The sequence below is a fragment of the Candidatus Marsarchaeota archaeon genome (assembly GCA_023473665.1).
In the GTDB taxonomy this organism is placed as follows: Archaea; Micrarchaeota; Micrarchaeia; order Micrarchaeales; family Micrarchaeaceae; genus JAMCYM01.
Genome location: JAMCYM010000002.1, coordinates 330080 through 354738, shown reverse-complemented (window position 1 = coordinate 354738; position 24659 = coordinate 330080). Strand labels below are relative to the sequence as shown.

At 51.4% G+C, this 24659-nt stretch carries 28 protein-coding genes, 3 tRNA genes, 1 other RNA gene and 1 pseudogene; 16 read left to right on the top strand and 17 right to left on the bottom strand.

Annotation, left to right across the window (positions count from 1 at the left end; genetic code table 11):
* The first annotated feature begins 7 nt into the window (after positions 1 to 7).
* Positions 8 to 184 carry a hypothetical protein gene (locus M1158_02565; GenBank protein MCL5099980.1) on the top strand — a complete coding sequence of 59 codons (177 nt, stop codon included), beginning with the start codon at positions 8 to 10 and terminating at the stop codon, positions 182 to 184.
* A 71-nt stretch (positions 185 to 255) separates the two neighbouring features.
* On the opposite strand, the gene M1158_02560 is transcribed toward M1158_02565, so the two are convergent.
* Positions 256 to 648 (bottom strand): ParB/RepB/Spo0J family partition protein, encoded by a 393-nt coding sequence (locus M1158_02560; GenBank protein ID MCL5099979.1) that lies wholly within the window; start codon positions 646 to 648, stop codon positions 256 to 258.
* Between the two features lie 203 nt (positions 649 to 851).
* Here M1158_02560 and M1158_02555 point away from each other — a divergent pair, with 203 nt between their 5' ends.
* From M1158_02555 to M1158_02545, 3 genes are all read left to right on the top strand, one after another.
* A complete protein-coding gene (locus M1158_02555) occupies positions 852 to 1538 on the top strand; it encodes a nucleotidyl transferase AbiEii/AbiGii toxin family protein (GenBank protein MCL5099978.1) in 687 nt (228 codons plus the stop codon).
* The gene (locus M1158_02550) at positions 1525 to 2157 is read left to right on the top strand and encodes a hypothetical protein (protein ID MCL5099977.1); all 633 of its coding nucleotides are present in this window, start codon (positions 1525 to 1527) and stop codon (positions 2155 to 2157) included. The genes M1158_02555 and M1158_02550 overlap by 14 nt, the downstream gene beginning before the upstream one ends.
* 233 nt (positions 2158 to 2390) lie before the next feature.
* On the top strand, positions 2391 to 3299 hold the full coding sequence (locus tag M1158_02545) for a Fic family protein (GenBank protein MCL5099976.1): 909 nt from the start codon (positions 2391 to 2393) through the stop codon (positions 3297 to 3299).
* A 25-nt stretch (positions 3300 to 3324) separates the two neighbouring features.
* Here M1158_02545 and M1158_02540 read toward each other — a convergent pair.
* The 6 genes and pseudogenes from M1158_02540 to M1158_02515 all read right to left on the bottom strand — a co-directional run bounded on the left by M1158_02540 (position 3325) and on the right by M1158_02515 (position 10917).
* A tRNA-Ala gene (locus M1158_02540) sits at positions 3325 to 3396 on the bottom strand.
* A 19-nt stretch (positions 3397 to 3415) separates the two neighbouring features.
* A complete protein-coding gene (locus M1158_02535; GenBank protein MCL5099975.1) occupies positions 3416 to 3640 on the bottom strand; it encodes an LSm family protein in 225 nt (74 codons plus the stop codon).
* A gap of 86 nt (positions 3641 to 3726) precedes the next feature.
* Positions 3727 to 7249 (bottom strand): annotated as a pseudogene (locus M1158_02530) (DNA-directed RNA polymerase subunit A').
* A 71-nt stretch (positions 7250 to 7320) separates the two neighbouring features.
* Positions 7321 to 9063, bottom strand: a complete 1743-nt coding sequence (locus tag M1158_02525; GenBank protein ID MCL5099974.1) for a DNA-directed RNA polymerase subunit B — start codon at positions 9061 to 9063, stop codon at positions 7321 to 7323.
* Between the two features lie 130 nt (positions 9064 to 9193).
* Positions 9194 to 10654, bottom strand: coding sequence for a DNA-directed RNA polymerase subunit B'' (locus tag M1158_02520; GenBank protein MCL5099973.1), 1461 nt, complete (start codon positions 10652 to 10654; stop codon positions 9194 to 9196).
* A gap of 38 nt (positions 10655 to 10692) precedes the next feature.
* Positions 10693 to 10917, bottom strand: coding sequence for a DNA-directed RNA polymerase subunit H (locus tag M1158_02515; GenBank protein ID MCL5099972.1), 225 nt, complete (start codon positions 10915 to 10917; stop codon positions 10693 to 10695).
* A gap of 178 nt (positions 10918 to 11095) precedes the next feature.
* Between M1158_02515 and M1158_02510 the strand changes: the two genes are divergently transcribed.
* Entirely contained in the window at positions 11096 to 11695 is a 600-nt protein-coding gene (locus M1158_02510; GenBank protein ID MCL5099971.1) for a GNAT family N-acetyltransferase, read from the top strand.
* Between the two features lie 38 nt (positions 11696 to 11733).
* Complete coding sequence (locus tag M1158_02505) at positions 11734 to 11931, top strand: NFYB/HAP3 family transcription factor subunit (protein ID MCL5099970.1); 198 nt, start codon at positions 11734 to 11736, stop codon at positions 11929 to 11931.
* A gap of 3 nt (positions 11932 to 11934) precedes the next feature.
* Here the strand turns inward: M1158_02505 and M1158_02500 are convergent, their stop codons facing one another.
* Positions 11935 to 12219, bottom strand: a complete 285-nt coding sequence (locus tag M1158_02500; protein ID MCL5099969.1) for a pro-sigmaK processing inhibitor BofA family protein — start codon at positions 12217 to 12219, stop codon at positions 11935 to 11937.
* Positions 12220 to 12300: 81 nt separating this feature from the next.
* On the bottom strand, positions 12301 to 12744 hold the full coding sequence (locus M1158_02495; GenBank protein MCL5099968.1) for a low molecular weight phosphatase family protein: 444 nt from the start codon (positions 12742 to 12744) through the stop codon (positions 12301 to 12303).
* Between the two features lie 94 nt (positions 12745 to 12838).
* Here M1158_02495 and rnpB point away from each other — a divergent pair.
* Both rnpB and M1158_02485 read left to right on the top strand, forming a co-directional pair.
* Positions 12839 to 13070, top strand: an RNA gene (gene rnpB, locus M1158_02490) — RNase P RNA component.
* Positions 13071 to 13094: 24 nt separating this feature from the next.
* Positions 13095 to 13310 carry a hypothetical protein gene (locus M1158_02485; protein MCL5099967.1) on the top strand — a complete coding sequence of 72 codons (216 nt, stop codon included), beginning with the start codon at positions 13095 to 13097 and terminating at the stop codon, positions 13308 to 13310.
* 240 nt (positions 13311 to 13550) lie between these two features.
* Here the strand turns inward: M1158_02485 and M1158_02480 are convergent, their stop codons facing one another.
* Genes M1158_02480 through M1158_02470 form a run of 3 tightly spaced genes read right to left on the bottom strand, consistent with a single transcriptional unit; the run spans position 13551 to position 15986 of the window.
* Positions 13551 to 14051, bottom strand: a complete 501-nt coding sequence (locus M1158_02480) for a hypothetical protein (GenBank protein MCL5099966.1) — start codon at positions 14049 to 14051, stop codon at positions 13551 to 13553.
* A gap of 29 nt (positions 14052 to 14080) precedes the next feature.
* Positions 14081 to 14704, bottom strand: coding sequence for a hypothetical protein (locus tag M1158_02475; GenBank protein ID MCL5099965.1), 624 nt, complete (start codon positions 14702 to 14704; stop codon positions 14081 to 14083).
* A 19-nt stretch (positions 14705 to 14723) separates the two neighbouring features.
* Complete coding sequence (locus M1158_02470; protein MCL5099964.1) at positions 14724 to 15986, bottom strand: hypothetical protein; 1263 nt, start codon at positions 15984 to 15986, stop codon at positions 14724 to 14726.
* 84 nt (positions 15987 to 16070) lie between these two features.
* Between M1158_02470 and M1158_02465 the strand changes: the two genes are divergently transcribed.
* The 6 genes from M1158_02465 (at position 16071) to M1158_02440 (ending at position 20387) form a co-directional block, all read left to right on the top strand.
* Positions 16071 to 16931: a hypothetical protein gene (locus tag M1158_02465; protein MCL5099963.1), complete on the top strand. Its 861-nt coding sequence runs from the start codon at positions 16071 to 16073 to the stop codon at positions 16929 to 16931.
* Between the two features lie 174 nt (positions 16932 to 17105).
* Complete coding sequence (locus M1158_02460; GenBank protein MCL5099962.1) at positions 17106 to 17762, top strand: nucleotidyl transferase AbiEii/AbiGii toxin family protein; 657 nt, start codon at positions 17106 to 17108, stop codon at positions 17760 to 17762.
* Positions 17759 to 18355, top strand: a complete 597-nt coding sequence (locus M1158_02455; GenBank protein ID MCL5099961.1) for a type IV toxin-antitoxin system AbiEi family antitoxin domain-containing protein — start codon at positions 17759 to 17761, stop codon at positions 18353 to 18355. Before M1158_02460 ends, M1158_02455 begins: the two co-directional genes overlap by 4 nt.
* Positions 18356 to 18660: 305 nt before the next feature.
* On the top strand, positions 18661 to 18846 hold the full coding sequence (locus M1158_02450) for a hypothetical protein (protein ID MCL5099960.1): 186 nt from the start codon (positions 18661 to 18663) through the stop codon (positions 18844 to 18846).
* A gap of 96 nt (positions 18847 to 18942) precedes the next feature.
* Positions 18943 to 19629 carry a hypothetical protein gene (locus tag M1158_02445; GenBank protein ID MCL5099959.1) on the top strand — a complete coding sequence of 229 codons (687 nt, stop codon included), beginning with the start codon at positions 18943 to 18945 and terminating at the stop codon, positions 19627 to 19629.
* Positions 19630 to 19646: 17 nt separating this feature from the next.
* Complete coding sequence (locus M1158_02440) at positions 19647 to 20387, top strand: succinylglutamate desuccinylase/aspartoacylase family protein (protein ID MCL5099958.1); 741 nt, start codon at positions 19647 to 19649, stop codon at positions 20385 to 20387.
* A 7-nt stretch (positions 20388 to 20394) separates the two neighbouring features.
* On the opposite strand, the gene M1158_02435 is transcribed toward M1158_02440, so the two are convergent.
* Positions 20395 to 20511: transfer RNA gene (locus tag M1158_02435), tRNA-Met, on the bottom strand.
* A 207-nt stretch (positions 20512 to 20718) separates the two neighbouring features.
* Here M1158_02435 and M1158_02430 point away from each other — a divergent pair.
* Positions 20719 to 21003, top strand: coding sequence for a hypothetical protein (locus M1158_02430; protein MCL5099957.1), 285 nt, complete (start codon positions 20719 to 20721; stop codon positions 21001 to 21003).
* A gap of 121 nt (positions 21004 to 21124) precedes the next feature.
* A tRNA-Gly gene (locus M1158_02425) sits at positions 21125 to 21234 on the top strand.
* A 22-nt stretch (positions 21235 to 21256) separates the two neighbouring features.
* Here M1158_02425 and M1158_02420 read toward each other — a convergent pair.
* From M1158_02420 to M1158_02405, 4 genes are all read right to left on the bottom strand, one after another.
* Positions 21257 to 22330: a hypothetical protein gene (locus M1158_02420; protein MCL5099956.1), complete on the bottom strand. Its 1074-nt coding sequence runs from the start codon at positions 22328 to 22330 to the stop codon at positions 21257 to 21259.
* Positions 22331 to 22428: 98 nt separating this feature from the next.
* Positions 22429 to 23532: a hypothetical protein gene (locus M1158_02415; GenBank protein MCL5099955.1), complete on the bottom strand. Its 1104-nt coding sequence runs from the start codon at positions 23530 to 23532 to the stop codon at positions 22429 to 22431.
* Positions 23533 to 23733: 201 nt separating this feature from the next.
* Positions 23734 to 24321 (bottom strand): phospholipase D-like domain-containing protein, encoded by a 588-nt coding sequence (locus M1158_02410; protein MCL5099954.1) that lies wholly within the window; start codon positions 24319 to 24321, stop codon positions 23734 to 23736.
* Positions 24322 to 24360: 39 nt separating this feature from the next.
* Positions 24361 to 24573 carry a hypothetical protein gene (locus M1158_02405; protein MCL5099953.1) on the bottom strand — a complete coding sequence of 71 codons (213 nt, stop codon included), beginning with the start codon at positions 24571 to 24573 and terminating at the stop codon, positions 24361 to 24363.
* Positions 24574 to 24659: the final 86 nt, after the last annotated feature.

The following is a 24659-nucleotide window of genomic DNA, read 5'->3' as shown; positions in this document are numbered from 1 at the left end:
TGATACTATGGCGGTTTGTGCGAGCTGCGGCAAGACCGTAAAGAAGGGCGAGCCCGGCTTCTCGTGCAACGAGTGCTATTCGTTCTATTGTGAGGACTGCGGCTACCAGTACACGGACAATAACGGCGACTACGTCTGCATGAACTGCGGAGGAGACCTCACATATACCTATGCGTCATACTGAGCTGCGATCGGTTACAACAGAGATGGACTTGACTGCGCTTCCAACAAAATTGTAAGTCCCTTCCTGTATGGCTATATTTGTATCTTAGGTATTTTACTACGCGGTATCCTCCTTACCTTGACGGTATCCATACCTAACAATTTCGCTTTGGCTAGCCTGTGCAAGCCGTCAAGTATCAACCATCTGCCCTTGTTTTGCATTACATCTATCGGATGTTTTAAATCTGATCCAATAACTCTGTCATATTCGGCTTTGTATGTTTCAGGATTTTCCATGACCTCATTTGGCTTTAGGTCATAGTACCCGCCCGGCTTATTCCAGAAAGGTATATTGAAATGCCATTGTAGTTCGCTCATTTGCATACCCGTAACTGGTATGTCAAGCTTCCAGACCTTTTTCGAACTCCAATTAAAGCCGAATCCGACCTCCCTTATAATCTGTGGCATCTCATTAGACCTGTGCATATAGGTAGTACTCTTGTAGTCAGATATAAATTGTATTCGGTGAGGATATGCGCATACCAACGAGGGACACGTAGAATGGACTCGGCGGGAATCGCACCCGCAGTATCGGAGAACCTCGTATGGGTCCAAAGCCACCATAAAGCATTTAAATATGTAAGTGCATATTATTACATAAAATTGTAATAAAATGTATTTGTGATTTGATGGATATAAGGGATGCATCGCAGACGGAGAAGGCAAAGCTGGAGGATGCCCTGGTAGAGCTACTTTATAGCAAGTATGCGGGGCTGGTATTCCACGGAGGCACTTCGATATGGAGATGCTATGGCGGGAACAGGTTCTCACGCGATTTGGACTTTTATCTAGATGCCAAGACCTCTGAAGACAAAATGCGTCACTACAAGGAGCTTTCGGACTTCCTGAAAGAGTCAGGGTTCAGCATGAAGGAGAAAGGATACGAAAATGCAACAGACACGATGCACTTTCTAGTGGAATCCAATACTAAAATGAAAATTGACATAAATTTCAAGTACAAAAACGGCAAGGAATCGGAATATACAAAAATCGATGGCAGCAAGATTGTTGTGCTGTCGCTTAGTCCTCTGGAATTGCTAAACGAGAAAATAGCTACCTACGAAGACAAGCTGGACAACGCGGGCAAATTCAAGCATCCGGAGGCGAATGACCTATACGACATTTATTACCTAACATCATTGATTGACAAGCGTGACGCCACAACCGTAAAGAGACTAAGGTCATTGCTTAACAAAATAAATGGCAATCCGCCGCCGGACATTGGCAGCTTGGGTCACCTTATAATTGCAGGTTTGCCGCCATCATTTGAAATGATGATCGACAGGATAAAGAGGTGGTTAGATGGCAATAGTTAAAGAGATAGCAGAACATTTTTCAAGCTATCCGGTATTCACGAATAGAGACCTTATGCTTTACTTCAAGAGCAGAAGGCTTAAGGCATCAAACATCTCCAGACTGGTCTCATACATGAAGGCCAGCGGTAAGCTATACACTGTGAAGAAGGGGGTATATACTTTTAGGAAGGACATAATGATTGCAGGCTTCGCATACGGTCCTTTCTATTACGGGCTGCTGTCCGCACTGACAATAAGGGACCTCTGGACGCAGAATTCAAAGCCAGACATTTTAACTATAAGGAAAGTTCGCAACTCAACTATAAGCATATTCGGGGATAAGAAGGAGCTAGTATTCGTCCACCATATACCTGCAAGATACTTCTTCGGGTTTGACATAGTCAAATACGGCACACTTAATGTTCCTGTATCGGATCCGGAGAAAACCCTGATAGACCTTTTCTATTACAAGGTAAAGCTGCCAATCCAAAACTACAGCGATCTTCTCAGGGCAATAAGCAGGGATAAGATCCGCGAGTACCTGAAGCGGTATGACAAACGCACTGCAAAAATAGTGACGAACTTCATAAAGAGGTATAAGGGACCTGCGTCCGCAGGCAAGCTCAGAAGCCCGTATTAGTGGGCTCGGCGGGAATCGCACCCGCGGCCTTTCCGTTGCGAACGGGTGAGAATTCCCTAGCTTGTCGTCAGACATTTTTTTCATATAGCCACCGCAGATTTTATTTTCGTAAAATGCGAACATCTGTGTCTTTTATGCAGAGGATATACCATATGGCTACATTTATTGCTATTTAGTAGTTTGTAGACATTATGACCACAAAATTTAAATATTCTAATGTTGTAGACATACATATGCCATTCATAGAAAAGCAGCTCCACGGGAAACATTATTACTATTACCTAGTGAAGAGCATCAGAACTTCTGCTGCAAAAGTTAAAAAAATAAGGATATTCCTCGGTAGGGAAATTCCTAAGCATGAAGAATTGCAGCAATACTTTCTTGAAATAGAGAAAATGGCGGCAAGTCAATATAATAGCAGATGGCTATCTAAGGAACTGATGGAAAAGCTGGATGACTTAAGAGCTTCTATAATCGTATTTAACAAAGCGCCAGATAACGCGCTTCCAAAGGATTTCCTGGTGCGTTACACCTATAACACTAACGCGATTGAGGGCAATAAATTAACGCTTAGGCAAACTGCACTGGTCATTTCCGACAAAATAGCGCCAGAAGGGTCAAGAACCGAGGATGTGGTTGAGGCATTGAACTCTCTGGATGCATGGGAATTTGTTAAAAAACATAAAGGGGGGCTCAACAAGAAGTTTTTATGCGAGATCCAATATGAAATAACAAAGAATACTTCGTGCAGGATTCAAGGCGATTATAGGGACGGCGGTGTTAGGATAATGGGATCAGAGTATATCCCTCCAAAAGCTCTAGAGATAGCTGGCCTTATGCAAAAACTGTTTGAAGAATACAGGAAGCAAAAAAAGGCATTGCATCCAGTAGAATTAGCGACATTGATGCACAACAAGCTGGTGAATGTACACCCATTCACAGACGGCAATGGCAGAACCGCCAGGTTACTGATGAATTGGATTCTGCTGAAAAATCATTTTCCTGCAGTGGTAATTGAAGTTGCAAACAAAGAAGAGTATTACAGATGCATCGAGTATGCAGATAAAGGCGACCAGAAGCACTTCGCCGTTTTCTTGGCGGAACAGCTGCTTAAGCAATATACAGTCGCGTTGCAAAATTAGGGTTTCACGCTTATAAAGGGCATTGTGGACTTGGCGGGATTCGAACCCGCAACCCCCTGCATGCCATGCAGGTGCGCTACCGTTACGCTACAAGCCCGCAGCAAGCACAGCGAGAATCAGACTGGCGACACGAATATTATGTTGCCGCCCCTGAGCAGTATCGTGCCGAGCTTGGCCTTCAGCTCCCCGTCATCGAGCTCCTCGGCGTTCTCGAGCACAAGGTTCATGTGTGCGTCGAAGCTCGTGACCTTGCCCCTCACGCTCATGTTGTTCTTCAGCCTTATCAGGACCTGCTGCCCAACAGACTTGTTGAGCAGGTCGAATGGCCTTTCTTGGGTCATTTCCACACCAAACACCAAACAAACGCAAATGCGTAATGCTACTATTAAACGCGTTTAGAAGTTGAGAGCAAACATATTTATGCGCATCACTCGCTGGCAGCCTTTATCTTCTTCAGGTCGTCCTTCCTTATCGTGAGCTTTATGCGCCCCGTGCCTACATTGACCTGCTTGCCTATGAGTATGTTCTCCGCCACGCCCTTCAGTATGTCGCGCTCCCCAAATACGCTAGCGTTGACGAAGTGCTTGACCGTTTCCTCGTATGCGGCCCTCGCGAACACCGAGCTCTTGTCGCCCGTGATGCCGTGCCTGCCCACGCTCCTTATCTTGCCGCTGTACGTCATGGCGTCAGCTATGAGCGCCACATGCCTGAAGCTCACGGTAAAGCCCTCGTCGCTTATCGTCTTGGACAGCTCATACGCGATGAGGTTCCTTGCGGCCTCTATGCCGTAGACCTTCTCGATCTCGAAGATGTCGTTCGAGTAGATCCTTTCCTTGTTCACGCCGGGCACGGCAGCTACGCCCGCCACGTTGCTGCCTGCGGTCATTATGTAGAAGTTGCCATTGTCGTCCTGCTGTATGACAGCCTTGCTTATGCCGTCGAGGCCAGCAACGGTCAGGCCCCTGATGCGTACAAATGTCATGCGCACGCCCTTTATGTCGCGCTTGCCCTTGTACTTGAACGTCGCCCTGTCGCCGTCGCTCGACACCTCTACGGTTTCGAAGCCCCGCCTTATCCTATCAAGCACCGCCTTGACCGTGAGGTCGTTGGCCTGCAATTTCTCCCTGTCAAACGCCAGTTCCATGGTCGCGCTCCTAAGGTTCTCCTCGAACGAGCTGAGCACCGAGCCGAGCCTCACTCCCTCTATCTTGCGCTTGACCGCCTTGGCCTTCTCGTAGCTCTTTTCTGAGCCCTTCTCCATGAACACGTGCATTATCGGGAAGCCGAGCTTCTTCCTCGCGTCTATGATCTCTATGATGCGCGGCAGGCCAGTGGTGGTCACTACAGACGACATTCCTGCTGAGTGGAACGACCTGAGCACCATCTGCGTCGAGGGCTCTCCCATGGACTGGGCGGCGACGACGCCCACCGGCTCGCCGACAGCTATCTTGGCTTCGTCTTTCCCTTTCGCCATCAAATCACCTGCTCTTTCCCATGACTACCGCCATGGCCGGATCAATGCCGTCGCCTCCGTATATGGTCTGTATGAGCGCTCCGCTCGCGTCCTTGACGCTGAGGTTCGTGTCGATGTAGAAGTCCTGGAGCGCGTTTATGAGCCGCCTTTGCAGGTAGCCGCTCACTGCAGTCACGAGCGACTTCGTCATTGTGGAGTCGCGCGATCCCATGGCGTGCATGTACATCTGCAATGGCGTGAGGCCGCTCATCAGGCCCTGCTCGATAAAGCCCTTCTCCTTGGGGTCCTTGCTGTTCCTCTTGAAGTAGGGCAGCACTCGCCCGCTGTAGCCCCTGGAGGGGCGCTTGCCGCGCACCTGCTGCTGCCCGAGCAGCATCTTTATCCATGCCATGTTGAGCAGCGCGCCCCTGGCGCCTATCGTGGCCATGAGGTAGGCGTTGTTGCTCTCGTCGAGCGCCTTGTTGAGGTAGCCGACCGCGCGCTCCCTGGCATGCGCCAGCTCTGCTATGACAAGTATCTCGAACGTCTCCCTCCTGGTGTATCCGGGCAGGCTCTCGAGCTTTTTGCCCTTGTAGCTGTCTACGAGCGCGCTCACGCGCTCCTCGGCCTCCTTGTTTATAGCGTCGCGCTCGCGGTTCATCTCCGGCGTGTTGTAGTAGTCGCGTATGCTGACCGTGAGGCCGTGCTGGTAGTCCATCCTGAGGGCCAGCGCGCCTGCCTTGAATAGGAAATCGCTGGTCGCTTCGGCCCCGTATTCGATGAAAAGCTTTGAGAGCAGCGCGCCCCCGCCGCCGACAGAGGTCGTGCCTACTGCTCCCTCAATCAGCTTGCCGTCCTTTATCACAATCCTGCCCTTGGGGCTCTTCTCCTCGTAGTTGAAGCCCTTCGGCAATGTTACAGAGAATATTGCCTTGCCGCTGTAGAGCCCGCCCTTCTCGGCCTTCGGCAGTTCGTGTATTCCTATGCTCGCCAGCATGAGGCATGCCTCTTCCTTGGTCAGCATTGCGCCGTCCTTGGTGAGCAGGTATATGCCCGCGATCTGGTCCTCTATGAGGAACGATATCGGCCTGCCGTCCCTTGAGGAGAGCAGCAGCTCCTTGGGCTGCATGAGGTACTTCGCCTCGGCCTGGGCCTCGAGGCTCTGAGGCACGTGTATGTTCATTTCGTCGCCGTCGAAATCGGCGCCGTACGGCATCGTTATATTGACATTGACCCTGAGCGTCTTTCCCGGCAGCACCCTCACCCTGTGCGCCATTATCGAGAACTTGTGCAGAGTGGGCTGCCTGTTGAACAGCACAAGGTCGCCGTCCATGAGCTGGCGCTCGAGAATGATCCCTGGCTCGACCGCGCCGAGCAGCTCCTGCCTGTTCAGCTCGGTGATGCGCTTGCGCATGCCGTCCCTGCCTATGAAGTTGAGCACGCCAGGCCATTCGGTACTTGACAGAAGCTTCTTTCCTGCCTCGAGGTTCCATTTCGTGACGTAGAACGGCACGGTCAGGTTCTCGGCAAGGCGCCTAGGCAGCCCTATCTCGTTTATGCCTATGCGCGTGTCGCACGATATGACGCTCCTGGCCGAGAAGTTCACGCGCTTGCCGCTCAGGTTGTACCTCAGCCTTCCTTCCTTGCCCTTGAGCCTCTGCGCAAGCGTCTTGAGCGGCCGTGTGCTCCTGTGCCTTGCGACTGGCACACCAGGCGTTTCGTTGTTGAAATACGTTGTCACGTGATACTGGAGCAGTTCCCAGAGGTCATCTATTATGATCTGTGGCGCGCCCGCATCTATGTCCTGCTCAAGGCGCTGGTTTATGCGCATTATTTCTACAAGCTTGTGCGTCAGGTCGTCCTCGCTGCGCTCCCCGGTCTCAAGCGTTATCGACGGTCTCACGTTCACGGGCGGCACGAGCAGCATGGTGAGGATAAGCCATTCCGGCCTCGTCGCCTTCCCGTCTATGCCAAAATACGCCAAATCGTCGTCGCTGACCTTGCTCAGCCAGTCGCGTATCTCATCTGGCTTCAGCTTGTTGCCGTTGATGTAGAAGAACGTCGGCCTCTCGAACTTTATCTTCTGCTGCGGGGTGTCGCAGTGCGGGCATTTCTTGACGCTCTTCAGCTTCTTCGTGAGCATGGCGAGCTTGCCCTCGGTCTCGATGTTGTCCTCGATTATGGCATCTGTCGTTATAAGGTTCCTTACTATTGGCTTGAACTGCTCCATCTGCTTCTCGTCGAGAAGGATGCGGTGGCAGCTCTCGCACGTCGACTGCAGCAGCAGGTATACCGTCTTCGCGAATTCGGGGTGTATGACCGGCCTGACGAGCTCTATGTGCCCGAAATGGCCTGTGCACGTCTTCGCCCTGCCGCCGCAGGTCTTGCACTTCAAGCCAGGGTCTATCACGCCGAGGCGCTGGTCTACCAGCCCTCCGTCTATCGGGTAGCCATCCTCGTTGTAGGTGTCGGGCACTATGAGCTTCGCTACGCTCATCTTCTTAACCATCTCTGGACTTATCGTCGTGAACCTTATGTGGTCTATGGCTTCTGCCTGCATTCTCACACCTAATCGCTCTTGAGCCTTATCCTGGCCAGGATATGCATCGATTTCAGCTCGTCAAGCAGCAGCTTGAAGGCGTAGCTCATCTCCACTTCCTCGACGTTGCTGCTGCCGCACGTCGGGCATACGGCCGTGTTCTTGGTGTAGTCGTAGTAGCCGATGTCGCCGCACTCCTTGCACACCCACACAAAGGCCCTGTCGCTCTGCTCCAGCATGCGATCCTTTATCAGCAGCGAGGCGCCATGCCCGACAAGCGCATCGCGTTCCATCTCGCCGAACTTGAGCCCGCCGCGCCTAGGCTTGCCCTCGGTTGGCTGACGCGTCAGTATCTGGACCGGTCCGCGGCTCCTGACCTGCTGCTTGAGGCTCACCATGTGCCAGAGCCTGTGGTAATACACAACGCCAGTGAATATCTTGGCAACCATCTTCTTGCCGGTGCGGCCGTCGTACAGCACCTCGTCACCGAACTTGTCGAACCCGTGCTGCTCCAGAATCTTGCCGTACTCGTCTATGAGCTTCTCGCCGTTTGCCGAGAATGGCGTGCCATCAATCTGCCTGCCCTCCAGCGAGGCTGCCTTTGCGCCAAGCATCTCAATCATGTGCCCGAATGTCATCCTGTTCGGCAGGCCCAGTGGGTTGATTATCATGTCAGGCACCAGGCCGTCCTTGGTGAACGGCAGGTCCTCCTGGTTGACTATGAGCGCTACGACGCCCTTCTGGCTCTGCCTGCTGGCGAACTTGTCGCCGGGTTCAGGCACCTTCTCGCTCCTTATCCTTATCTTGACTATGCGCGTCGCGCCCGTGGTCTCGCTGAACATCACGCTGTCCACTACGCCTAGCTCGCCGGAGCGCAGCATCGTCGAGTTGTCGCGGCGCTTCTCCTCGCCTATGCCGAAGCTTGTCTGCTCCTCTAGGAACCTTGGCGGCGATACCTTGCCTATTATGACATCGTTTTCGTCAGCCACGAGCTCGGGCTCCACTATACCGTCCTCGCCGAGTTTCGAATACGCGTGCTCGCCCTTGTACCCCTCTATAGTTGCGGCAGGCACACCGAAGTGGTCCTGCTGGCCGCCGGGGTACCTGCGTTCCTCGTCGGTGTAGGAGCGCAGGAACAGGCTTCTGCCGAGGCCCCTGTCAACAGAGGCCTTGTTGAGCACCACAGAATCGAGCATGTCGTAGCCGTAGTACGTTACCAGCGCCACGACCATGTTCTGGCCGTTCGCGTGCCTGTCGAGACCGAGTGTGCGGTACGTCACGCTGTTGACTATGGGCACCTGCGGATAGTAGAGTATGAACGCCCTGGCGTCGTAGCGCTCGCCGAAGTTCGTGGCGTAGAGCCCCTGCGCCTGCTTCATGAAGTTCCATGCTATAGGGTGCCTTCCCATGCTGTTGAATTCCGGGAATACGCTGGCGTTGACCGTCAGCCCGAACAGCGACGTGGGGTCTATCTCCAAGTGCGTCGTCTTGTCGGTAATCGAGCTTTCGTCTATCACGGCGCTGATGTTCTCCTCTTCCTCGGCATCGAGGTACTCTATGACGCCCCTCCTTACAAGGTAGTTGAAGTCTATCTCTCCGCTCTTGAGCTTCTGCTTCAGCTCGTCGGTGAACGCGCTCTTGCCATCGCTTACCACTATGTACGGCTTGCGCACGCGCCCGCGGTCGGCGTTGATGTGCACCTCGTTGAGCTTCTTCGCATAGGAAACGTTAATCTCGTTCGATATGACGCCCTTGCGCCTGTTCTCGCGCATCTCGTTCGCGAATGCCTGGCCGTCATCGACGGTGCCTATCTCCCTGCCGTCGAGGTATATGCGGCATTTCGCCTCTTTACCCGATGAATTCCTATCGTCAGCCAACATACTCACCAATAATCTGAAAGCGTCACAGCAGCTTGAGCTCCTTCATCTTCTGCTCCAGTATCTTATGGTCGGCGCCAACCGTTACCTTCGCCATGAGCGCCAGGTAGCGCGTCAGGCCAACCTCAGTGCCCTCTGGCGTCTCGCTCGGGCAGAGCTTGCCCACGTGCGTGCCGTGCACGTCCCTCGCCTTCAGGTGCGGGTGCTTCTTTGCAAGTGGCGACTTTATGCGCCTGAGGTGCGCCAGCGTGCCGAAGTAGTTTATCCTGTCGAGAACCTGCGACACGCCGGTCTGGCCTGCCGGCCACGAGCCCGTGCTCATCGAGTATAATATCTTCTCGGTGAGCGTATCCGGGTTTATGTTCGTCTTGACCGTGAGCCTGCGGCCCCTTGCGGTCGTGCGCTCGACGTGGTACTTTATGTCCTTCACGAAGGCCTTGAAAGCGGTATTGAACAATTCCTCGAGCAGGTCGCCGGCAAGCTTGACGCGCTTGTTCGCGTAGTGGTCCTTGTCGTCGGGCTTTATGTAGCCGTAGGCAACGAGCGACGCGCGCTCGGCCATGCGCACGAGGTAGCGCGCCTTGTCCTTGCGGGATTCAGGCGTGGTGCCGAGGTGCGGCAGTATGTAGGTGTCCAATTGCGTCTCGGCCCTCTTCTCCTGGTAGGTCTGTGCCTGGTTCGGCGCCGTTATGCGGCCGAGCTCCATGAGCGCGTCCTTGGGCTCCATCTCCTTGGCCTTGCTCATCTCTATGTTGAAGAGCATGTCGTTCTTTACCTCGTCGTTCTCCACGAGCGTGTGCGCGTCCTTGAGCTGCATGCCCAGCGCCCTTAGTATGAGCATGAGGCTTATGCCCTTGCTCAGCGTAGGGAAGAGTATTGTGTAGAGGCCGTACTCGTCGCGCGATATGCTGCACCTCGCCCTGAAGCTTACGGTAGTCGAGAACACCTTCGTTACCATCTCTCCCTTCTCCTTAGTGGTTATCATCCTGTTCGGCGCCAGGTCCTCTATGCCTACGAGCACGCGCTCCGTGCCCTTTATTATGAAATAGCCGCCCGGGTCGTCGGGATCCTCGTGCTCAGCTGCAAGTTGCTGCCTCGTCATGCCCTTCGCGTAGCAGAGATTGCTTTTGACCATCACCGGCAGCTCGCCGACATATGCCTCACCCATGGCGTCCGTCTTCTCTATCCCGCTTATTATGGGCGTGTACGTTATGTACATCGGCGCCGAATAGTTAAGGTTCCTTGCAAGGGCTTCGTGCGGCATTATGCGCCTCGTGGAGCTGTCGCTCTCTATCACTATCGGCTGCTCAAGCCTTATGCTGCTAAGCTTTATCGCGAAATCAGATACCTCTGGCTCTATCAGGCTCTGGCTCTCAACTATGCGGTTTATGCCTGTCATTATGAAGCGGTTGTAGCTGTCGAGCTGCTGCTGCGCTATGGAGCCGGACTTGAGGTAGGATTCGACTAGTTCGTGGGTGTTGCTCATTCAGACCACTGGTTGGGCCAGCCAGCGCGCATGCGCAGTTATCTCTCGACAACGTAGCGGTAGTAGTCGTAGGAGCCCGTCGGATCCTGTCTGTGCACGAGCACAAGATCGCCGGGTTTCGCGTTGAGTTTCAGCACCTGGGGATCGTCACTGAATATCTTCGGGAACTTCTCAAGTGGCGCGCCGAACTTCTTTGCTATCTTCAGCGCATCGCTCCCGCTGAGCAATTCGTGTTCTACCAACAGATCCTCTCCGAAAACCAACAGCTCACCAGGCACAATGAGCCCTACTGCTACAACTAACGCTTGCAGGCCTGCTAACTATTTATACCAAAAGTAATATATAAGTTACTAAGAATGCCGGTTTTTCGGCTATGTAACCCAGCTCACAGAAATCAACCAATGCGCTGCCTATTTATTGCTGAATCCGCAAATCAGTCTGATGAAACTTTTTGGCAAGGGCTTCAGGGTATACCTGTCTGAGCTGAGCACAGACGACGCAGACGAGATGGCGCGCCTGGCCAGCAATCCTAACATAGCGAGGAGCATAGCCTCGCAGGGAGAGTTCCCGAGCCCCTACACAAGGAGCGATGCGCTTTCATTCATACAATTCGCCAGGGAGAGCCTGCTCGCAATGCGCGAGTTCCATCTCGCCATGCGGCTCGAGTCAGGCAACGCGCTGATAGGCGTGGTCGGCTTGAAGAACGTGAAGTTCATCGACAAGAAAGCAGAAATAGGCTTCTGGTGCGGCGAGGAGCATTGGGGCAAGGGCTACACGAAGGAAGGCGCAAGGCTCATGATGCACCTGGCGTTCAACGTGCTGAACTTCAATCGGATATACGCTACAGCCTTCGCGACAAACCTGCGTTCCATAAAGCTTCTGGAATCGCTTGGAATGGTTCGCGAAGGCATAGCCAGGCAGGACGGATACGACGGCAAGGCCTTCATCGACAATGTGCTGCTGGGCTTATTGAAAGAAGACTACAGGGAGAGCGCGGAAATCTCTGTAGAAGGCACAGCGGCCGTCGGGCAAGGGCTTTAATACTATAATGCGATATGCTTCAGGCGCAAGGTGCGTTGATGTACATAAACAAATCCATGATTAGGCGCATGCTCAAGGAAGCCGGCGCAGAACGCGTAAGCGACAGCGCGGTTCGCGCCCTCCAGGAGAGGCTCAACAAGAACGCGTACGACATAGCCAAGAAGGCCGTCATGCTCTCGAAGCACGCGAAGCGCAAGACCGTTGAAGAGAGCGACGTCAGGCTCGCGATGCAATGATCCCTATACTGGCACTCCTGCCAGCCTGAGTATTACCATAGTGCCTACGGCCGGGAGGCCGAAGAGCGCAGTGGCGAGCAGCACATACGCGTTTATCAGTATGCCCATGCCCATGAAGTAGTTCAGCGCGAATATCGATATAATGCCAAGTATGCTGTTCGCTATTATGCCGAATATCACCTTCAGTATGAGCCTGCCAAGCTTGAATATGACGAACACGACGAGCGCTATCAGCGCCACGAGTATTATCTCGCTCACGAGCGAGCCGCCGAAGCCGAACAGCATCATGCGATCACACCATATAAGGAATAAAGAGCTAAAAAGGCGCGCGACGTTCCGCAGATTCCACGCATGCGATTCGATATATGGCTAGCCTATCTCATTCACCAGCCTTTTGACCAGCGCATATATCTTGTCCCTGTTCCTGGACTGCGCCTCGTACATAGAGCTTGCATGTTTCGCGTTTGCATCCTCTATCTCCCACAGCCTGAATCTTGGGGAATTGGTTATATACTTCGGCAGATCTTTCTTTGCCCTCTCGCTCGACATGATGGCGATTACCATATCGGCATCTTTAACCATTTTCTTATTGGCCATCTTTATCCTGTTCCTAGATACATCTATGCCCTTCTCGGCCATCACATCGACTACCCTCGATTTTGGGTAATTTGCAACCTTGGCATTGTAGCGCTTTACGTAATACGGGTCGATGCCGTAGCTGGTCGAACGGTTCCTCTTTGACAGCTTGTTGAAGAATGCTTCGGCCATTTGGCTCCTGCCGACGTTGAATTTGCACACAAACAATACCTTCACGGTTTCGCCCACTTTCCAATCAGACCTGTGTGTCACTAAAGTCTAAAATACCTTGCGGAAAGGGTTTAATATCTTCGATGAGCAGTTCTATCGTAGCGGGAGGCGGGCAGCTTACCGAAAGGAGGAAGCTCCCCTCATGCAGAGTGCGGATGTGCCCAAGGCATAATTCGGAACAGAAACGATACCCTGAAGTTGCAATTGCGATGACGCGACGAGCGCAACCAAGGGCTGAAACGCGCCGATGCGCCGCACGGTGAGCATGCAAGGCTATAATGCCGCTCAGTTGAATGCTGCCTAAAACAGAAAGGGGGCTACGGCCTCTCGCTACATTTTGCTTCTCATGTGATGGCATGGACTATGCGGAAAAGGAGCTGCTTACCGGAATGTGCAACTGCTACGAGACGTGCCACGAGGATTTCGAGGGCACTGTGCGCATGGTGGCGCGTGCAAGGAACTTGACGGAAGATGAGGTCAGGAGCAGACTCTCGTCCATCAAAGAAAGGTACGGTTCGACAAGCGAATATTCAGAGCTCAGGGTGCGTCTGCCCAAAGCGTTTCCGCTTTGATAATGTCATGCATATATTATTCTAGCCTAAAATCCTATCTAAAGTAATCTCTCTCGGTGAGCACCCTCTCTGGATCATAAACCCTCCTATCTTTGAAACAGCGCATTCTTCATGGCCCGTTACCTTATCCGGGTATTCTTTCATCTCCATTGCTACTCCAAGCACTTCTGAATCTTAGCCTCAATCCCGGGGTTTATGTTGCCTTCCTTGTTATCTAATCGCCGGGTTTTTATCATAATCTCACTCTTCCGACTCCTCTTCCGACCCCCTTTTCCTGAGCGGCTGGAAGGCCTCGATCAGCTTCTTCTTTGTATCATTTGCCTCGAAATTATCGTTATCTGGGAGCCATAAGACATTAGTCAATAGCTTTATGCTAGGGTTTATATCTGCATATTCTGCATCGCCGTTCTTATTGGCTATTGCAAAACTGCATAAGCAAACCAATAGATACTCGAAATTTTCACGAGCTACATCATTACTAGTTTTGACAGCGTTTTTGTATTCATCTATAGAGAGTTCCAGAACCCTATTGAACTCAGAAGGATGTATTTTGACAAACGTGTCAATATAATGGTCATCATCACTAACCGATGGCGAAACGGGTTCGCCGTTGGCTGCGTCCAATTCTCCGAGTGCCTTTACCATATCAACAAATCTTTCCGCAGTAAACGGCGTCGAAACAGCTTTGCTGTTCTCGAGTTTCTTTCTGTCTGTTGGTTTTCTCAGTGTTGTCGGTTCCATTTTATCACGTTGCACAAATTTATCGTTCATTATTTAACGCCGGCTTCCTCCTTCCTCTTCAGCGCCTCTATCCTCTTCTCATTTATGCAGTTATTCATCTCAGTCAGAAGGAACTCATCACGGACACTTTTGAGGATACTCCATACGACAGGATTTTTTCCAGAACTGTTGTACATTTCATTCAGTTTCACATCGATATCCCCGCGTCTCATTTGCCATAGCATCCCTCCCATCTCCAGCATTTTGCCCAATGTCGATTCTAAACGTTCATGTTGATCAAATGACTGGTAGTTTGGTATGTCTTGCCTATCATGGTGCAATGGCAGCTCAATTTTACCCGCTTCTAACCTGTTCGCTTTGACTGTCTCAATATTCAACTTTAACTCGTTAAGCAGAGCAGAAAATGTCGGAAATTCTCTTAAATAATCGAAATCTCCTATTCCGTTAAAGTATCCAAGTCTGCCTAGCTCGTCTTTCCAGTCATCGTATAATACTTCCTTCTGAGACGGCTCTCCATAAGAACTCTTGTTGTACTTTACCTCCAACGCCTTAAACGCCTTTTCCCTAAGCGCTTTTTCTAGTGGCGCGAAGCCGTCTGCAAAAACCTTGCCTGCACTTTTTGCCGTCTCTTTCTCTGATGTTTTTGGTATCATTTTATCACGTTGCACAAATTTATCCGTTCTGGTATAACCTACTCTCTTTCCTTAACGCCGATAGTGCTAACGCCTTATCTTGGATGTAATTTACCTTATCATTACGAAGGAGTGCTAATGCTTTCTTCGGCAAGCTATCCCTATCACTGATCCAGCTTCTGACGTAATCTGAAGGGTCATTAGAGAGCTTTACAAGCAAATCTGCTGGCACATTAGAGTTTCTTGCGACTGCTGCTCTTACCCCATCGTCGTCGTCTGTTGCAAGCTTAACGAGGGTATCGTAAGGCGTGTTTGGGTTTTCTGCTGCAACTACTCGGTAGGCGGCATCACCACTATTTGATAGTTTAATCAGGGCACCGACAGGCAGGTTTTTGTTATAGGCTAGCCTCTCAATAACTGTAAAATCCTTATCGCTTACGAGGCTGTCAAGGGTTTCTTTTGGCGTGTTGGCATTTTGGGCCACGCCTTCTCTAACCCGACTATCAGAATCCCTTGAAAGTTCAGTTAGCAAATTACTTGGCGTCTTAGCATTGTAGGCGACGCCTGACCTTACGTATGCATTGTAATCTTGAGAAAGTCGCCTTAGAATACTAATTGGTGTGTGTTCATTCTGCGCTACGCCATCTCTAACGTCCGAATTTGGATGCCTTGAGAATTCTTCTATGGTTTTGGCGTCGAGGCTCGGATTTCTTCCTGCGTTTACCGCGATATTGGGGTTGCTATCATAACGATTTGCCAAGTTTCTTATTGTTTCAATTGGCGTGCTAGCATTTTCAGCCACATCTGCTCTGACACTGCTTTCTGGATCTTTAGCTAATTTCTCAAGGATTCGTGCAGGAGAATTTGGATTTTCTCCAACGCCGCTTCTCACTAACCACTCTTTATCCGAAGATAACACCTCTAGAATTGCTTTTGGTGTCTTCGGATTCATGGCAAGATGCCAGCGCACGTTAGGGCTTTCATCATGCGCGAGAGACTCTAAAACTGAAACTGGTGTCTTTTCGTTCTCTGCAACCTCTTCCCTTATAATTTCCGATTTGTAAGTCGCGAGCTTAGCAAGTGCCTTCGATCCAACGTTCTTGTTATGAACTATATCAAATACTATTTCAAATTCCTTTTTGTCTGCGAGCTTTTCTAAAACTTCTGGATCTGTCGTTGTCCTTGCTATTATACTGTATCTGAGGATTTCTTGCTTTGGGCTTAATGTAAATATCTCTGGTGCACCACCATTCTTTCTTCCGTCTTTTGCCGCATCAAGTTTTTCTCGCGTTTCTTTTTCCATACACACACCAGTACTATAGCGTTTATTCAAATATATATAATTTGGCTATATAATATATATATACTAACATATAGTATATATAATATGGAGAAACATATCTTCAAGTTCGGCGACAGGAGCTGGGCGATGGTGCTGCCAAAGGCATGGGTCGAAGCGAGCGGCATCTCAGCAGATAAGAGCCTGTCGGTATATGAGGATGATTCCGGGAATCTCGTAGTAGCTGCCGGGTCCAAGATAAACAAGGAGGCGGAGCTGACCTTAGATTCAAAGGTGAGCCCCGAGGTTGCGGGGCGCTGGGCCGGCCTGTACTACAGGTCAGGCGTCAAGAAGCTAACTGTCCGTTCAAAGAGCGACAACGCCGACGAGCAGTTCAAGTCGATACAAGAGACTGCAAAATCGTTCTGCCCAGGATTTGAGGTAATGAGCAGGTCAAGCAAGTCCATCGTGCTTGCCGACTTCACGGAGATGAAGGAAGTAACCCCGGACAAGATTCTGGTTAGACTGAAATCAATAATAACTGACGAGTTGATGCAGATGGGCAAAGGCGAGAGGGCAGGCATCGCGTACGCAGAGGAATCCGTCAATCGGTTCTTTACCCTGGGAGTGAGGTATGCCAACATAGCCGAAGGCAAGAATGCGGTAAAGTACTTCGATGTCTTCCAGCTGCTGGAACTGGTCGCAGACGAGATATATGAACTCTCGCAGAGGCCCGTTGCGAGAGCCAGCCTGGGGGTGTTCGACGAGCTTGACAAGGAGCTGGAGCTGTGCATGTCTGCCTTTGAAGGCAACTTCGGTGCCCTCGAGTTGGCAATAGAGGAGCGCGACAAAATATTCAGTGCCATAACGAAGGGGTTCGACAGGCTGGAAGTCTACCTTATAACTGAAATGGCAAAGAACATGGTGAAGGTGGCTGAGTTCTGTCTGGAAACCAGGCAGAAGGGCTGAGTGTTGACAAGATGATGAGTAGGGCCCTCAGACTAAGGAACGGCGCACCTGTTCGCCAAGGAACAGACTAACTAGAGCGCTGCTGCTAAAAGCATTCCTTATCTAGGCGTCTGCATGGGGCATAGAAAAATATTTATAACTTAAGTTACATTTAATTGTAACTTAGGTTTTCATATGGACCTACCAATAATAAAGCTGCTGAAGAGACGCGAATACCAAGATCTCGCGAAGTTCCAGGACATGGTAGTAACAGCGCTGTACCAAGCCGACAGCAGGATTGTGCTGCATGGAGGTACGGCAATATGGCGTTGCTTCTCCGGTAGCAGGCTATCATATGACATAGACGCGTACGTTTCGTCCAAAAAAGAGCTCAAGGAGCTGAAGGGGAGTATTCTATCTGTCGCAACCGCCCAGGGCGTGAGGGTGGAAAAGATAAAAGACACCAGAAATCTGATTTTCATGGCGTTCTCGTTCGAGGGCGCATACCTTAAGGTGGAAATGAACTACGCGAAAAAGGGTTTGCATCCCGTAGCAATGAGATTCGAGAAGGTCGACGGCACGTACACCGAGGTGCTGGCGCTCTCTGCAGAAGAGCTGATACTCGAGAAGATGGCAGCGTACTCCGACCGGAGATTCATACGTGACATCTACGACATGTATATACTCAGCGATTACGTCAAGGACACACGCAGCATAAGGGGCAAAGTGCTTGCGTTTACCGATAGGATAGAGAAGCCCGTCAATGAGAAGGACCTTGCAGCGCTGATCTATGCCGGGCCCGTGCCCTCGTTCAGGAACATGGTTGAGCACATAAGGGGGCGTTTCTCTTGAAGTATATAAGATTTGTTTTGGAGCATTTCAGCGACCCCGGCTTTCCAGTAGCGACGCTTACAGACATCAGGACAGCTCTAAAACCAAAAGGCATAAGTGACGCATACCTCAAGAGGCTTATCAACTACCTGATGCATGACGGCAAGCTGTCCAGGATAACAAAGGGGGTATACACGCTCCACAATGACATGACTACGGTCGGCTTCGCCTTCCAGCCCTTTTACTACGGCCTTGAGAATGCCCTCACAATAAGAAAACTATGGGAGCAAGGCACAAACCCTGTCGTCATAACCCCTAGGAAAGTCAGGACTGGGTTAAGGACGTTCTTGGGAAACAATTACGTAGTGCAGAGGATTGACAAGGAGCTGTTTTTTGGGTACGAGCTCGTCAAGTACTATGACTTTTGGATTCCTGTGTCAGACATTGAAAAAACACTCATCGATTTCGTATACTTCAAGCACTACCTTAGGAAAGACGTTCTCAAAGAGCTGAAGCGCACTGCCAACCGCGAGAAACTCTCAGGCTATTTGAAGGCGTATGCGCCCAGGTTCAAAAGCCTGTTTGCCAAGGCAGTTAAAATGAAATTGCCCTGACGTATTTTGGCAGGGCTGCATTAGACTCTGACACCTTGACGTCGGAAGTGTTTTTTTGGCCATGGCGATACAAGGAGACGTAACATGCCTGCAGAATCAATTGCAGCTCGGTAAAAACTGACCAACCGCTTTAAATATTATTATGTCCATTAAGCATGACGGAAGATGGTGACTATGGCGAAGGTGCATGACTGCCGCTGGCTACCGACAGCGCATATAGCTGCATCCAGCCTAAGCGCTGTCGCATAAAAAAGCTGAAACCGAAGCAGGTCCTTATCCTACGGCACGTTGCCTGTAATTTTTCGATGAGCGAAAGCGCTGTGCTAAGGCGCATAAGCGGCGATTTCAGAATACCGCTGTCCACGCTGAAGTTGAACATGGAGGCACTTTTCGAACGAGGTTTCGTGGCACGACGGAGAATCGGTGAGCCTCTAACAATAACTCACGCTGGCAGATCTGCGCTGAACTATAATGCGAAAGTGATGGAATGACAACCAACACAACTAGGAAAATAGAAAGCAAGGACATGGATGAAAAGTACTACGCGTCCCTAGTCAGGGGCGCAGAGCGGAAGGTAATGGTCCTTCATGCGCCTTTACGGTGGCGAGCTTACTGACGAAATGCTTAGCCAGCTCATCAGCGCCGCGAAGGACGGCTTCGGATCGCACATGACTGATGACGATGCAAGGAACCACATACTCAGCGCTGAGACGCTGCACCTGATTTACTACGACAACGAACTTGTAGGTTTCGGCGCGTATTCAACGTTCAAGGTGTTTGGGCTCAAGGTACTATACCTTGGTGGAATAGTGCTGAAGACTGAGAGCCAGGGGCACCACCTGTTCGACACATCGATGGAAAGGGCACTGCATGACGAAAACCCCAACATGCTTGTTATGCGCACGCAGAGCCCTGTGGTCTACCATTGCGCAAGCAGGTATGTATCTGCCATCTACCCAAATACCAACACCGATGCATCGCTCCAAACGGCGTACGAAAAGGCGCTGGCAATGGCCATAGGCTCTGAAATAGCGAAAAGGCTCAAGGCAAAGTCGTATAACGCCAATACATTCACAGACAGGAAGACGTACGGCAGGCCTCTGAACGACTCCATACCCAAGATTAGCGACAGCGAAGCTACCGGCTTGTTCAATTCTTTGCGCATAGACAGGCGGCGCGGTGACTCTGTGCTAATCATAGGGTTTGTGCAGGGCGCGTATCGCCCGAACACGGCCACAGGGCAGAAGTACGGATATGAAGGGTGCTACTGGTAAATAGATAGGGCGACTGCATGAAGACATACGATATCGGATCTGGCAATGTCAAGATAGCAGTAGTGGGGTCAATACACGGCAACGAGCTTGTCGGGAGCAGAGTAATCGCTAGACTCGCCATGAATCCGCCAGCAGGCGTCTGGCTGAGACTCATCGTGGCCAATGAAGCAGCCATCTCACTGAACAGGAGGTTCGTCGACGTGGATGGCAACAGGTGCTTTCCAGGCAGCAGGAATGGGAACACCGAGCAGAGGATGGCATTCGAGCTACTCGAGGCGATTGAAGGCTGCGACTATCTGATTGATATACACTCTACATTTGCAAGGCAGCCTGACATAATAATAGTCACCCACAAGCGCGCGATGGCGCTTGCCAGAAGGATTCCAGTAAAGAAGATTGTGGTCATGGAAAGGGCCATAGCCAATGGCGGCTCACTGATAGACTACGCTGACTGCGGCGTCAGCCTGGAGTTCAGCAGGAGCAGAAGCACGGCCTACGTAGAGAACATAGTGAGAACGACAATATCCAACTTAGTCACTCACAGGGAAACCAGCGGCAAGGAGATGTACCACTCAATAAGGTTCGTCCCGAAGCTCGGCACGCCATCAGGCATAAGAAATTTCATCATGGTTAAGAAAGGGGCAACCATACAGGTTGCAAATGGCAAGAGGATCAGGAGCGCAACCAGCTTCTATCCATTGTTCTTCGGCGAGAAAGGATATGCCGGGCTGTGCATGATGCTCAAGAAAATCCCATAATGCATTTTGGCGGGGGCGAGATTTGAACTCGCGGCCTCTAGATTTCTCGTCACAGCCATAAGGCTCGTCACTCATGATGCTATGCATATGAGTCTAGCGCTCCACCAGGCTAAGCTACCCCGCCGCCAACACCACTCATTTCTGTGCTCATACTTATATGCGTTGCTGTGCTGTTGCGGCTCGCTTGCCGCACCCATGCACAGCGGTTTGTAGAGAAGGTTAAAGAAAGCAATGCTAATTTTCCATTACAATGTTAGAAAGTTCCGCAAAAGACTTAAATACTTACAATGTGGAAAAGAAGTATCAGACCAAAAATGGATAGGGGCTATCTATGCCGAAAATAGATGTGGAGAGGATCAGGGGTGGCGGCGCGAAAGCCGCCGAGCGCCAGAAACTGCGAGCAAGCGCAGAGCAGAGTCTGGAAGACAGCGACCTCAAGGGGCTCTTCAAGATGGTGGGGGCGAAGGGCGAAGAGACGAAGAGCGCAGAGGCGCTGCTGAAGGGACTGCTGGCAGAGAATGCCGCGGACTACCTGATAAAGGCAAACCGAGTCAGGCGCAAACGCGGCCTCAGGCAGCTCGGACCTGCAGCACTGATAATAGCCGCAAGGCAGTAAAGGCCTAGCGGAAGGCGCCGGCACTGGAAGTGCCGGCCCTTTACATTGACTTATCTTTTTCTCTTGTTTTTGAGGCACGGCCGGCAAGCTCTTTTAAACCTTCATGCCAATTCTAACGTGCGCGATCGTAGTCTAGCCTGGTAGGACTTTGCCCCTCCAAGGAGCTTCTTGGAAAGAAGCTCCAGCAAGAAAGGAAAGGCAAAAACTCGGGTTCAAATCCCGACGGTCGCATTTTCGCTAAATGTGGTTATACCTACAATCCAGACAGGCGGGCTTCGAGGTGGTCGAAGAGCCTCTGCTCGAACACGAGCGTTCTTTTGAGATATGGCCGGCCCGGCTTCCCATCGCCCCACTGCCATCCTGCCCCCAAATCTCCGGTCAGTGTGCCAACTACCCTGTTGAGCAATGCCAGCACTATCTTCTTCTCGAAGTCAGGGTCCTTCCCGGCCGCAGGAATGCGCCCGTAAGCATCAATCCACGCATCGACATACTCTATAACCCTCTCGGGAGTGGCGTCGGCGCTCCTCACGAACAGGAGCGAGTGCCAGATATTCGGGGACAGGTCCGCCCACTCTGGCATGTAACCCCAAAGTATGTTCGCTGTTATGGCATAACCTCCATCGGTCTTTATTATCTGTTCTGCGGTGAGCTCCCGGTGCGTAAACTCTAGCCTGGTGCCTGCGGCATGCCTTTCCATGACGGCAAAATATCTGTCTACGTAGGGTTGGTAGTCTTCGGGACGCAGCCTGCCGACGGCCTCCGAAAGCCTTATCCAGCCTTCTACTGTCTTTCTAGTCCTCTCCAGCGCTGTGCCGGCAAGGCCAGGCCTCGGCTCCCATGGCTCAGTAACCGCTCTCGTCTTGAATTCGTTGTAGAAGCTGCAGAAATCCTCCATCTCCTCGGCCGTGGCAAACTTCGACTCGTCGTATATGTGTTTGCCGTCCTCGAGCTCTGTAACCGTAAAGCCATATTTGCGGTCCTCGTTCCAACCCTCATGCAGCAGTATCTTAGGTACGTGAATTACATTGCTCCTATTCTGGGCCTCGAACAGGGCCGTGATGTCGGCTTCGTCCCGCTCCTTCAGGCCGCGGACCTTTAGCACTGCTGGTTTTCCGTCGTATGTCCCACTGAAATAAATGGTACCTGGAAGCTCCCTCCCGTCCTTTGCCATGTATCTGTATTCAAATAATTTTTCCTTAACGATAAAGCCTGTCCGTTCCACGACCGCGGAAGCGAGATTGGGATTGCTCGCAAAACCATTCGGCTTTTCCGCCAGATCGAGAGATGTGTTGCCCTCCATGCCAACAGGACGCGTCCGCCTCACCATGCGATAACTGCCCATTAACATCTATTAACATTAATGTCTCAGGCATATGCTGTCGCACCTGCCGGCCAGAGCTACATCCCGGTTTGGCCGTCTAATTGTCAAAGCTCGACCTCCGCTTTGCTCTCAATGCCGTCGACTACCTCAACAGTCACACGCTCGTTCTTCGGGGCTGCACTAGTTGTTTTCCCCTTGAAGTGGTTTGAGTCCGATACCTCTATTACGCACGAGCTGCCTCGGTGTCCCTGGAGCTTGCCCTCTACCATGGCCACATATTGTGCCTCATTTACATACTTCAGCGCATTGTTGTAGATCTCCTCCTTTTCCTCCGTCTTGGACGCTAGGCGATTTTGAATGGCCCTGAACGGCGAAACGGCCGCGGCCCCAGCGCTTTTCAGCGCTCTACTGGCCTCCCGCCAGCCCCTGATAGTGTACTCCTCATCGTAGGAAACGCTTCCATCTTTCCGCAGCTTCAGACCGCCCGCTTCTACTAGAGCAGCGAGCGGCTCACTAGAAACTCTTCTAAACCCAGTAATATAATATTCATCGCCCCTTATCTGCGCTGTTGCGTCGATACTTCCTGTCGAGTATATTGCGTTAATACTGCCGCCGTAGCCATGAAATCTCTCCTCTAGTCTCAGCAAAAGGCGGACTGGCTTTTCATCTAGCAGCGTCGCCAAGCCGTCGCCTGTCAGTTCTCTTGACCCGAGGCATGCCTGCTTGACGTGCTCATTGCCTACCTTTGCATATGTCGTTCCGATGAGTTCTCTCAGCTGATTGGCAAGCTCTATGGTTTGGTCATACCTATTTCCGTCCATGAAGCCCGCGCTGCCTCTAGGCAACGATTCGCCCCCCTTTGCTATGAAGTCCGGCACCATCGGCTCCAGCAGGAAGACGCTCTTCGCGATGTCCTTGTCACAAAAGTCATCGTACCTGCCCAGGAACATGCCATTACCCTCATACGCTCGCTCCTTGACAGTAATGGGTACCATATACAATCTCTTCTTGTCACTAACTGTTACATTCATGCCAAGTTCCAACTTAACAGTGGTGTCGTCGGGAAAACTGCCAAGTAAATCTTTAAGCTTGAACTCGAGCATTTCGAGCACCACTCTGTAGGATTCTATCGTGCCGAGCTGCGCCTGGACCGTAACAGATACATTTTCACCAAATCCTTTCTTTGCTGCTAGCTGTCCCCCTTCCAAATCAACATGGAAGTTACGCATGTGCGTTGCTGAGAACATATGTTCTACTCCAATATCATTTCTCTTCAGCATCTGCGGTAAATTCTTATCCGACGTACTCATCCTTACATTCTTCCATGCCATGAAACCACACCTTGTGCTGTGGTCGTCCAAATATATAACCTTTTTCCTGCCGGGATCTTGCCTGATAACCGCCGGAGATCATACGGCCCTCTCCCAGAGCTCCTGGAAGTGCCGGGTGAGGGTGCGTATCCTTACAGGGTCGCTCGTCATCTCGAGATGCTCTATGTTCTTGTGCATGCCCGACCACGTGAGATTCGCGCTGCCTGTTATCGCCTGCCTTTCCGATATGTAGATCTTCTCGTGCACGAAGACCCCCTTCACGAACCTCACCTCGATGTTGTGCTTCCTCCTCGCTGCGTTCACGACAAGGAGCATCGAATCCACAGCAAGCACCTGCGCCGCCATCAGGGCGATGAGCTCCGAGCCCGCCAGCAAGGACAGCGCGATGAAGAGAAAGAGCGCCGCAAATGCCTTCAACCATATCGAATGGCTTCCCCTGCTGAGGTACTTCCTGAGCTCGTGCTCCTCCCTTGCCGTGCGCGACGTGGTTATGAGGCGCACTCTCTTCCTCCTCGCTATGGCGGCGAGCTTCCTGATATAGTACCTGCTGAGATAGGGCGAGACGATGCTTAGGCCTCTGCCTCTGCCGTAAAGCAGCTTCTCGACTTCGCGGTAAGAAGCGCTGCCGCTGTAGAGGGCGTTGCCGTCTGAAGCATCTCTGGACATGGCCGTCTCTATAGATGCTCAGAATAAGTTAAAATTAGTTTATCTGCGCGCCTCTTTGTTGGTCACGAGGAGCTCCTTGCGTTTGTAGGCGCCGCGCTTCTGAAGGTTGGTCCAGCAGTCCTTGCATATGACAAGGCGGAGCGTCTTTGTGGCCGTCTGCGAGCTCTTCTTGCACGAATTGCATATGTTCCTGCCGCAGTAGTCGCACTTCTCGTAGCGGTACACTTCCCTCTTGCATCTCTCGCAAAGCATAATGGCACCAGATAGGCAGCTCCCGCATTGCGCCGAGCGCTGCGGATAAGCTTTACAAACAGGTAGATTGCCGCAAATACATATAA

Bases quoted from the DNA above. Each gene is read 5' to 3' on its own strand.
- M1158_02565 (MCL5099980.1), top strand. From the start codon at position 8: ATGGCGGTTTGTGCGAGCTGCGGCAAGACCGTAAAGAAGGGCGAGCCC.
- M1158_02560 (MCL5099979.1), bottom strand. From the start codon at position 648: ATGCACAGGTCTAATGAGATGCCACAGATTATAAGGGAGGTCGGATTC.
- M1158_02555 (MCL5099978.1), top strand. From the start codon at position 852: ATGGATATAAGGGATGCATCGCAGACGGAGAAGGCAAAGCTGGAGGAT.
- M1158_02550 (MCL5099977.1), top strand. From the start codon at position 1,525: ATGGCAATAGTTAAAGAGATAGCAGAACATTTTTCAAGCTATCCGGTA.
- M1158_02545 (MCL5099976.1), top strand. From the start codon at position 2,391: ATGCCATTCATAGAAAAGCAGCTCCACGGGAAACATTATTACTATTAC.
- M1158_02535 (MCL5099975.1), bottom strand. From the start codon at position 3,640: ATGACCCAAGAAAGGCCATTCGACCTGCTCAACAAGTCTGTTGGGCAG.
- M1158_02525 (MCL5099974.1), bottom strand. From the start codon at position 9,063: ATGCGCGAGAACAGGCGCAAGGGCGTCATATCGAACGAGATTAACGTT.
- M1158_02520 (MCL5099973.1), bottom strand. From the start codon at position 10,654: ATGAGCAACACCCACGAACTAGTCGAATCCTACCTCAAGTCCGGCTCC.
- M1158_02510 (MCL5099971.1), top strand. From the start codon at position 11,096: ATGAAACTTTTTGGCAAGGGCTTCAGGGTATACCTGTCTGAGCTGAGC.
- M1158_02505 (MCL5099970.1), top strand. From the start codon at position 11,734: ATGTACATAAACAAATCCATGATTAGGCGCATGCTCAAGGAAGCCGGC.
- M1158_02500 (MCL5099969.1), bottom strand. From the start codon at position 12,219: ATGATGCTGTTCGGCTTCGGCGGCTCGCTCGTGAGCGAGATAATACTC.
- M1158_02485 (MCL5099967.1), top strand. From the start codon at position 13,095: ATGGACTATGCGGAAAAGGAGCTGCTTACCGGAATGTGCAACTGCTAC.
- M1158_02480 (MCL5099966.1), bottom strand. From the start codon at position 14,051: ATGGAACCGACAACACTGAGAAAACCAACAGACAGAAAGAAACTCGAG.
- M1158_02475 (MCL5099965.1), bottom strand. From the start codon at position 14,704: ATGATACCAAAAACATCAGAGAAAGAGACGGCAAAAAGTGCAGGCAAG.
- M1158_02470 (MCL5099964.1), bottom strand. From the start codon at position 15,986: ATGGAAAAAGAAACGCGAGAAAAACTTGATGCGGCAAAAGACGGAAGA.
- M1158_02465 (MCL5099963.1), top strand. From the start codon at position 16,071: ATGGAGAAACATATCTTCAAGTTCGGCGACAGGAGCTGGGCGATGGTG.
- M1158_02460 (MCL5099962.1), top strand. From the start codon at position 17,106: ATGGACCTACCAATAATAAAGCTGCTGAAGAGACGCGAATACCAAGAT.
- M1158_02450 (MCL5099960.1), top strand. From the start codon at position 18,661: ATGAGCGAAAGCGCTGTGCTAAGGCGCATAAGCGGCGATTTCAGAATA.
- M1158_02445 (MCL5099959.1), top strand. From the start codon at position 18,943: ATGCGCCTTTACGGTGGCGAGCTTACTGACGAAATGCTTAGCCAGCTC.
- M1158_02440 (MCL5099958.1), top strand. From the start codon at position 19,647: ATGAAGACATACGATATCGGATCTGGCAATGTCAAGATAGCAGTAGTG.
- M1158_02430 (MCL5099957.1), top strand. From the start codon at position 20,719: ATGCCGAAAATAGATGTGGAGAGGATCAGGGGTGGCGGCGCGAAAGCC.
- M1158_02420 (MCL5099956.1), bottom strand. From the start codon at position 22,330: ATGGTGAGGCGGACGCGTCCTGTTGGCATGGAGGGCAACACATCTCTC.
- M1158_02410 (MCL5099954.1), bottom strand. From the start codon at position 24,321: ATGTCCAGAGATGCTTCAGACGGCAACGCCCTCTACAGCGGCAGCGCT.
- M1158_02405 (MCL5099953.1), bottom strand. From the start codon at position 24,573: ATGCTTTGCGAGAGATGCAAGAGGGAAGTGTACCGCTACGAGAAGTGC.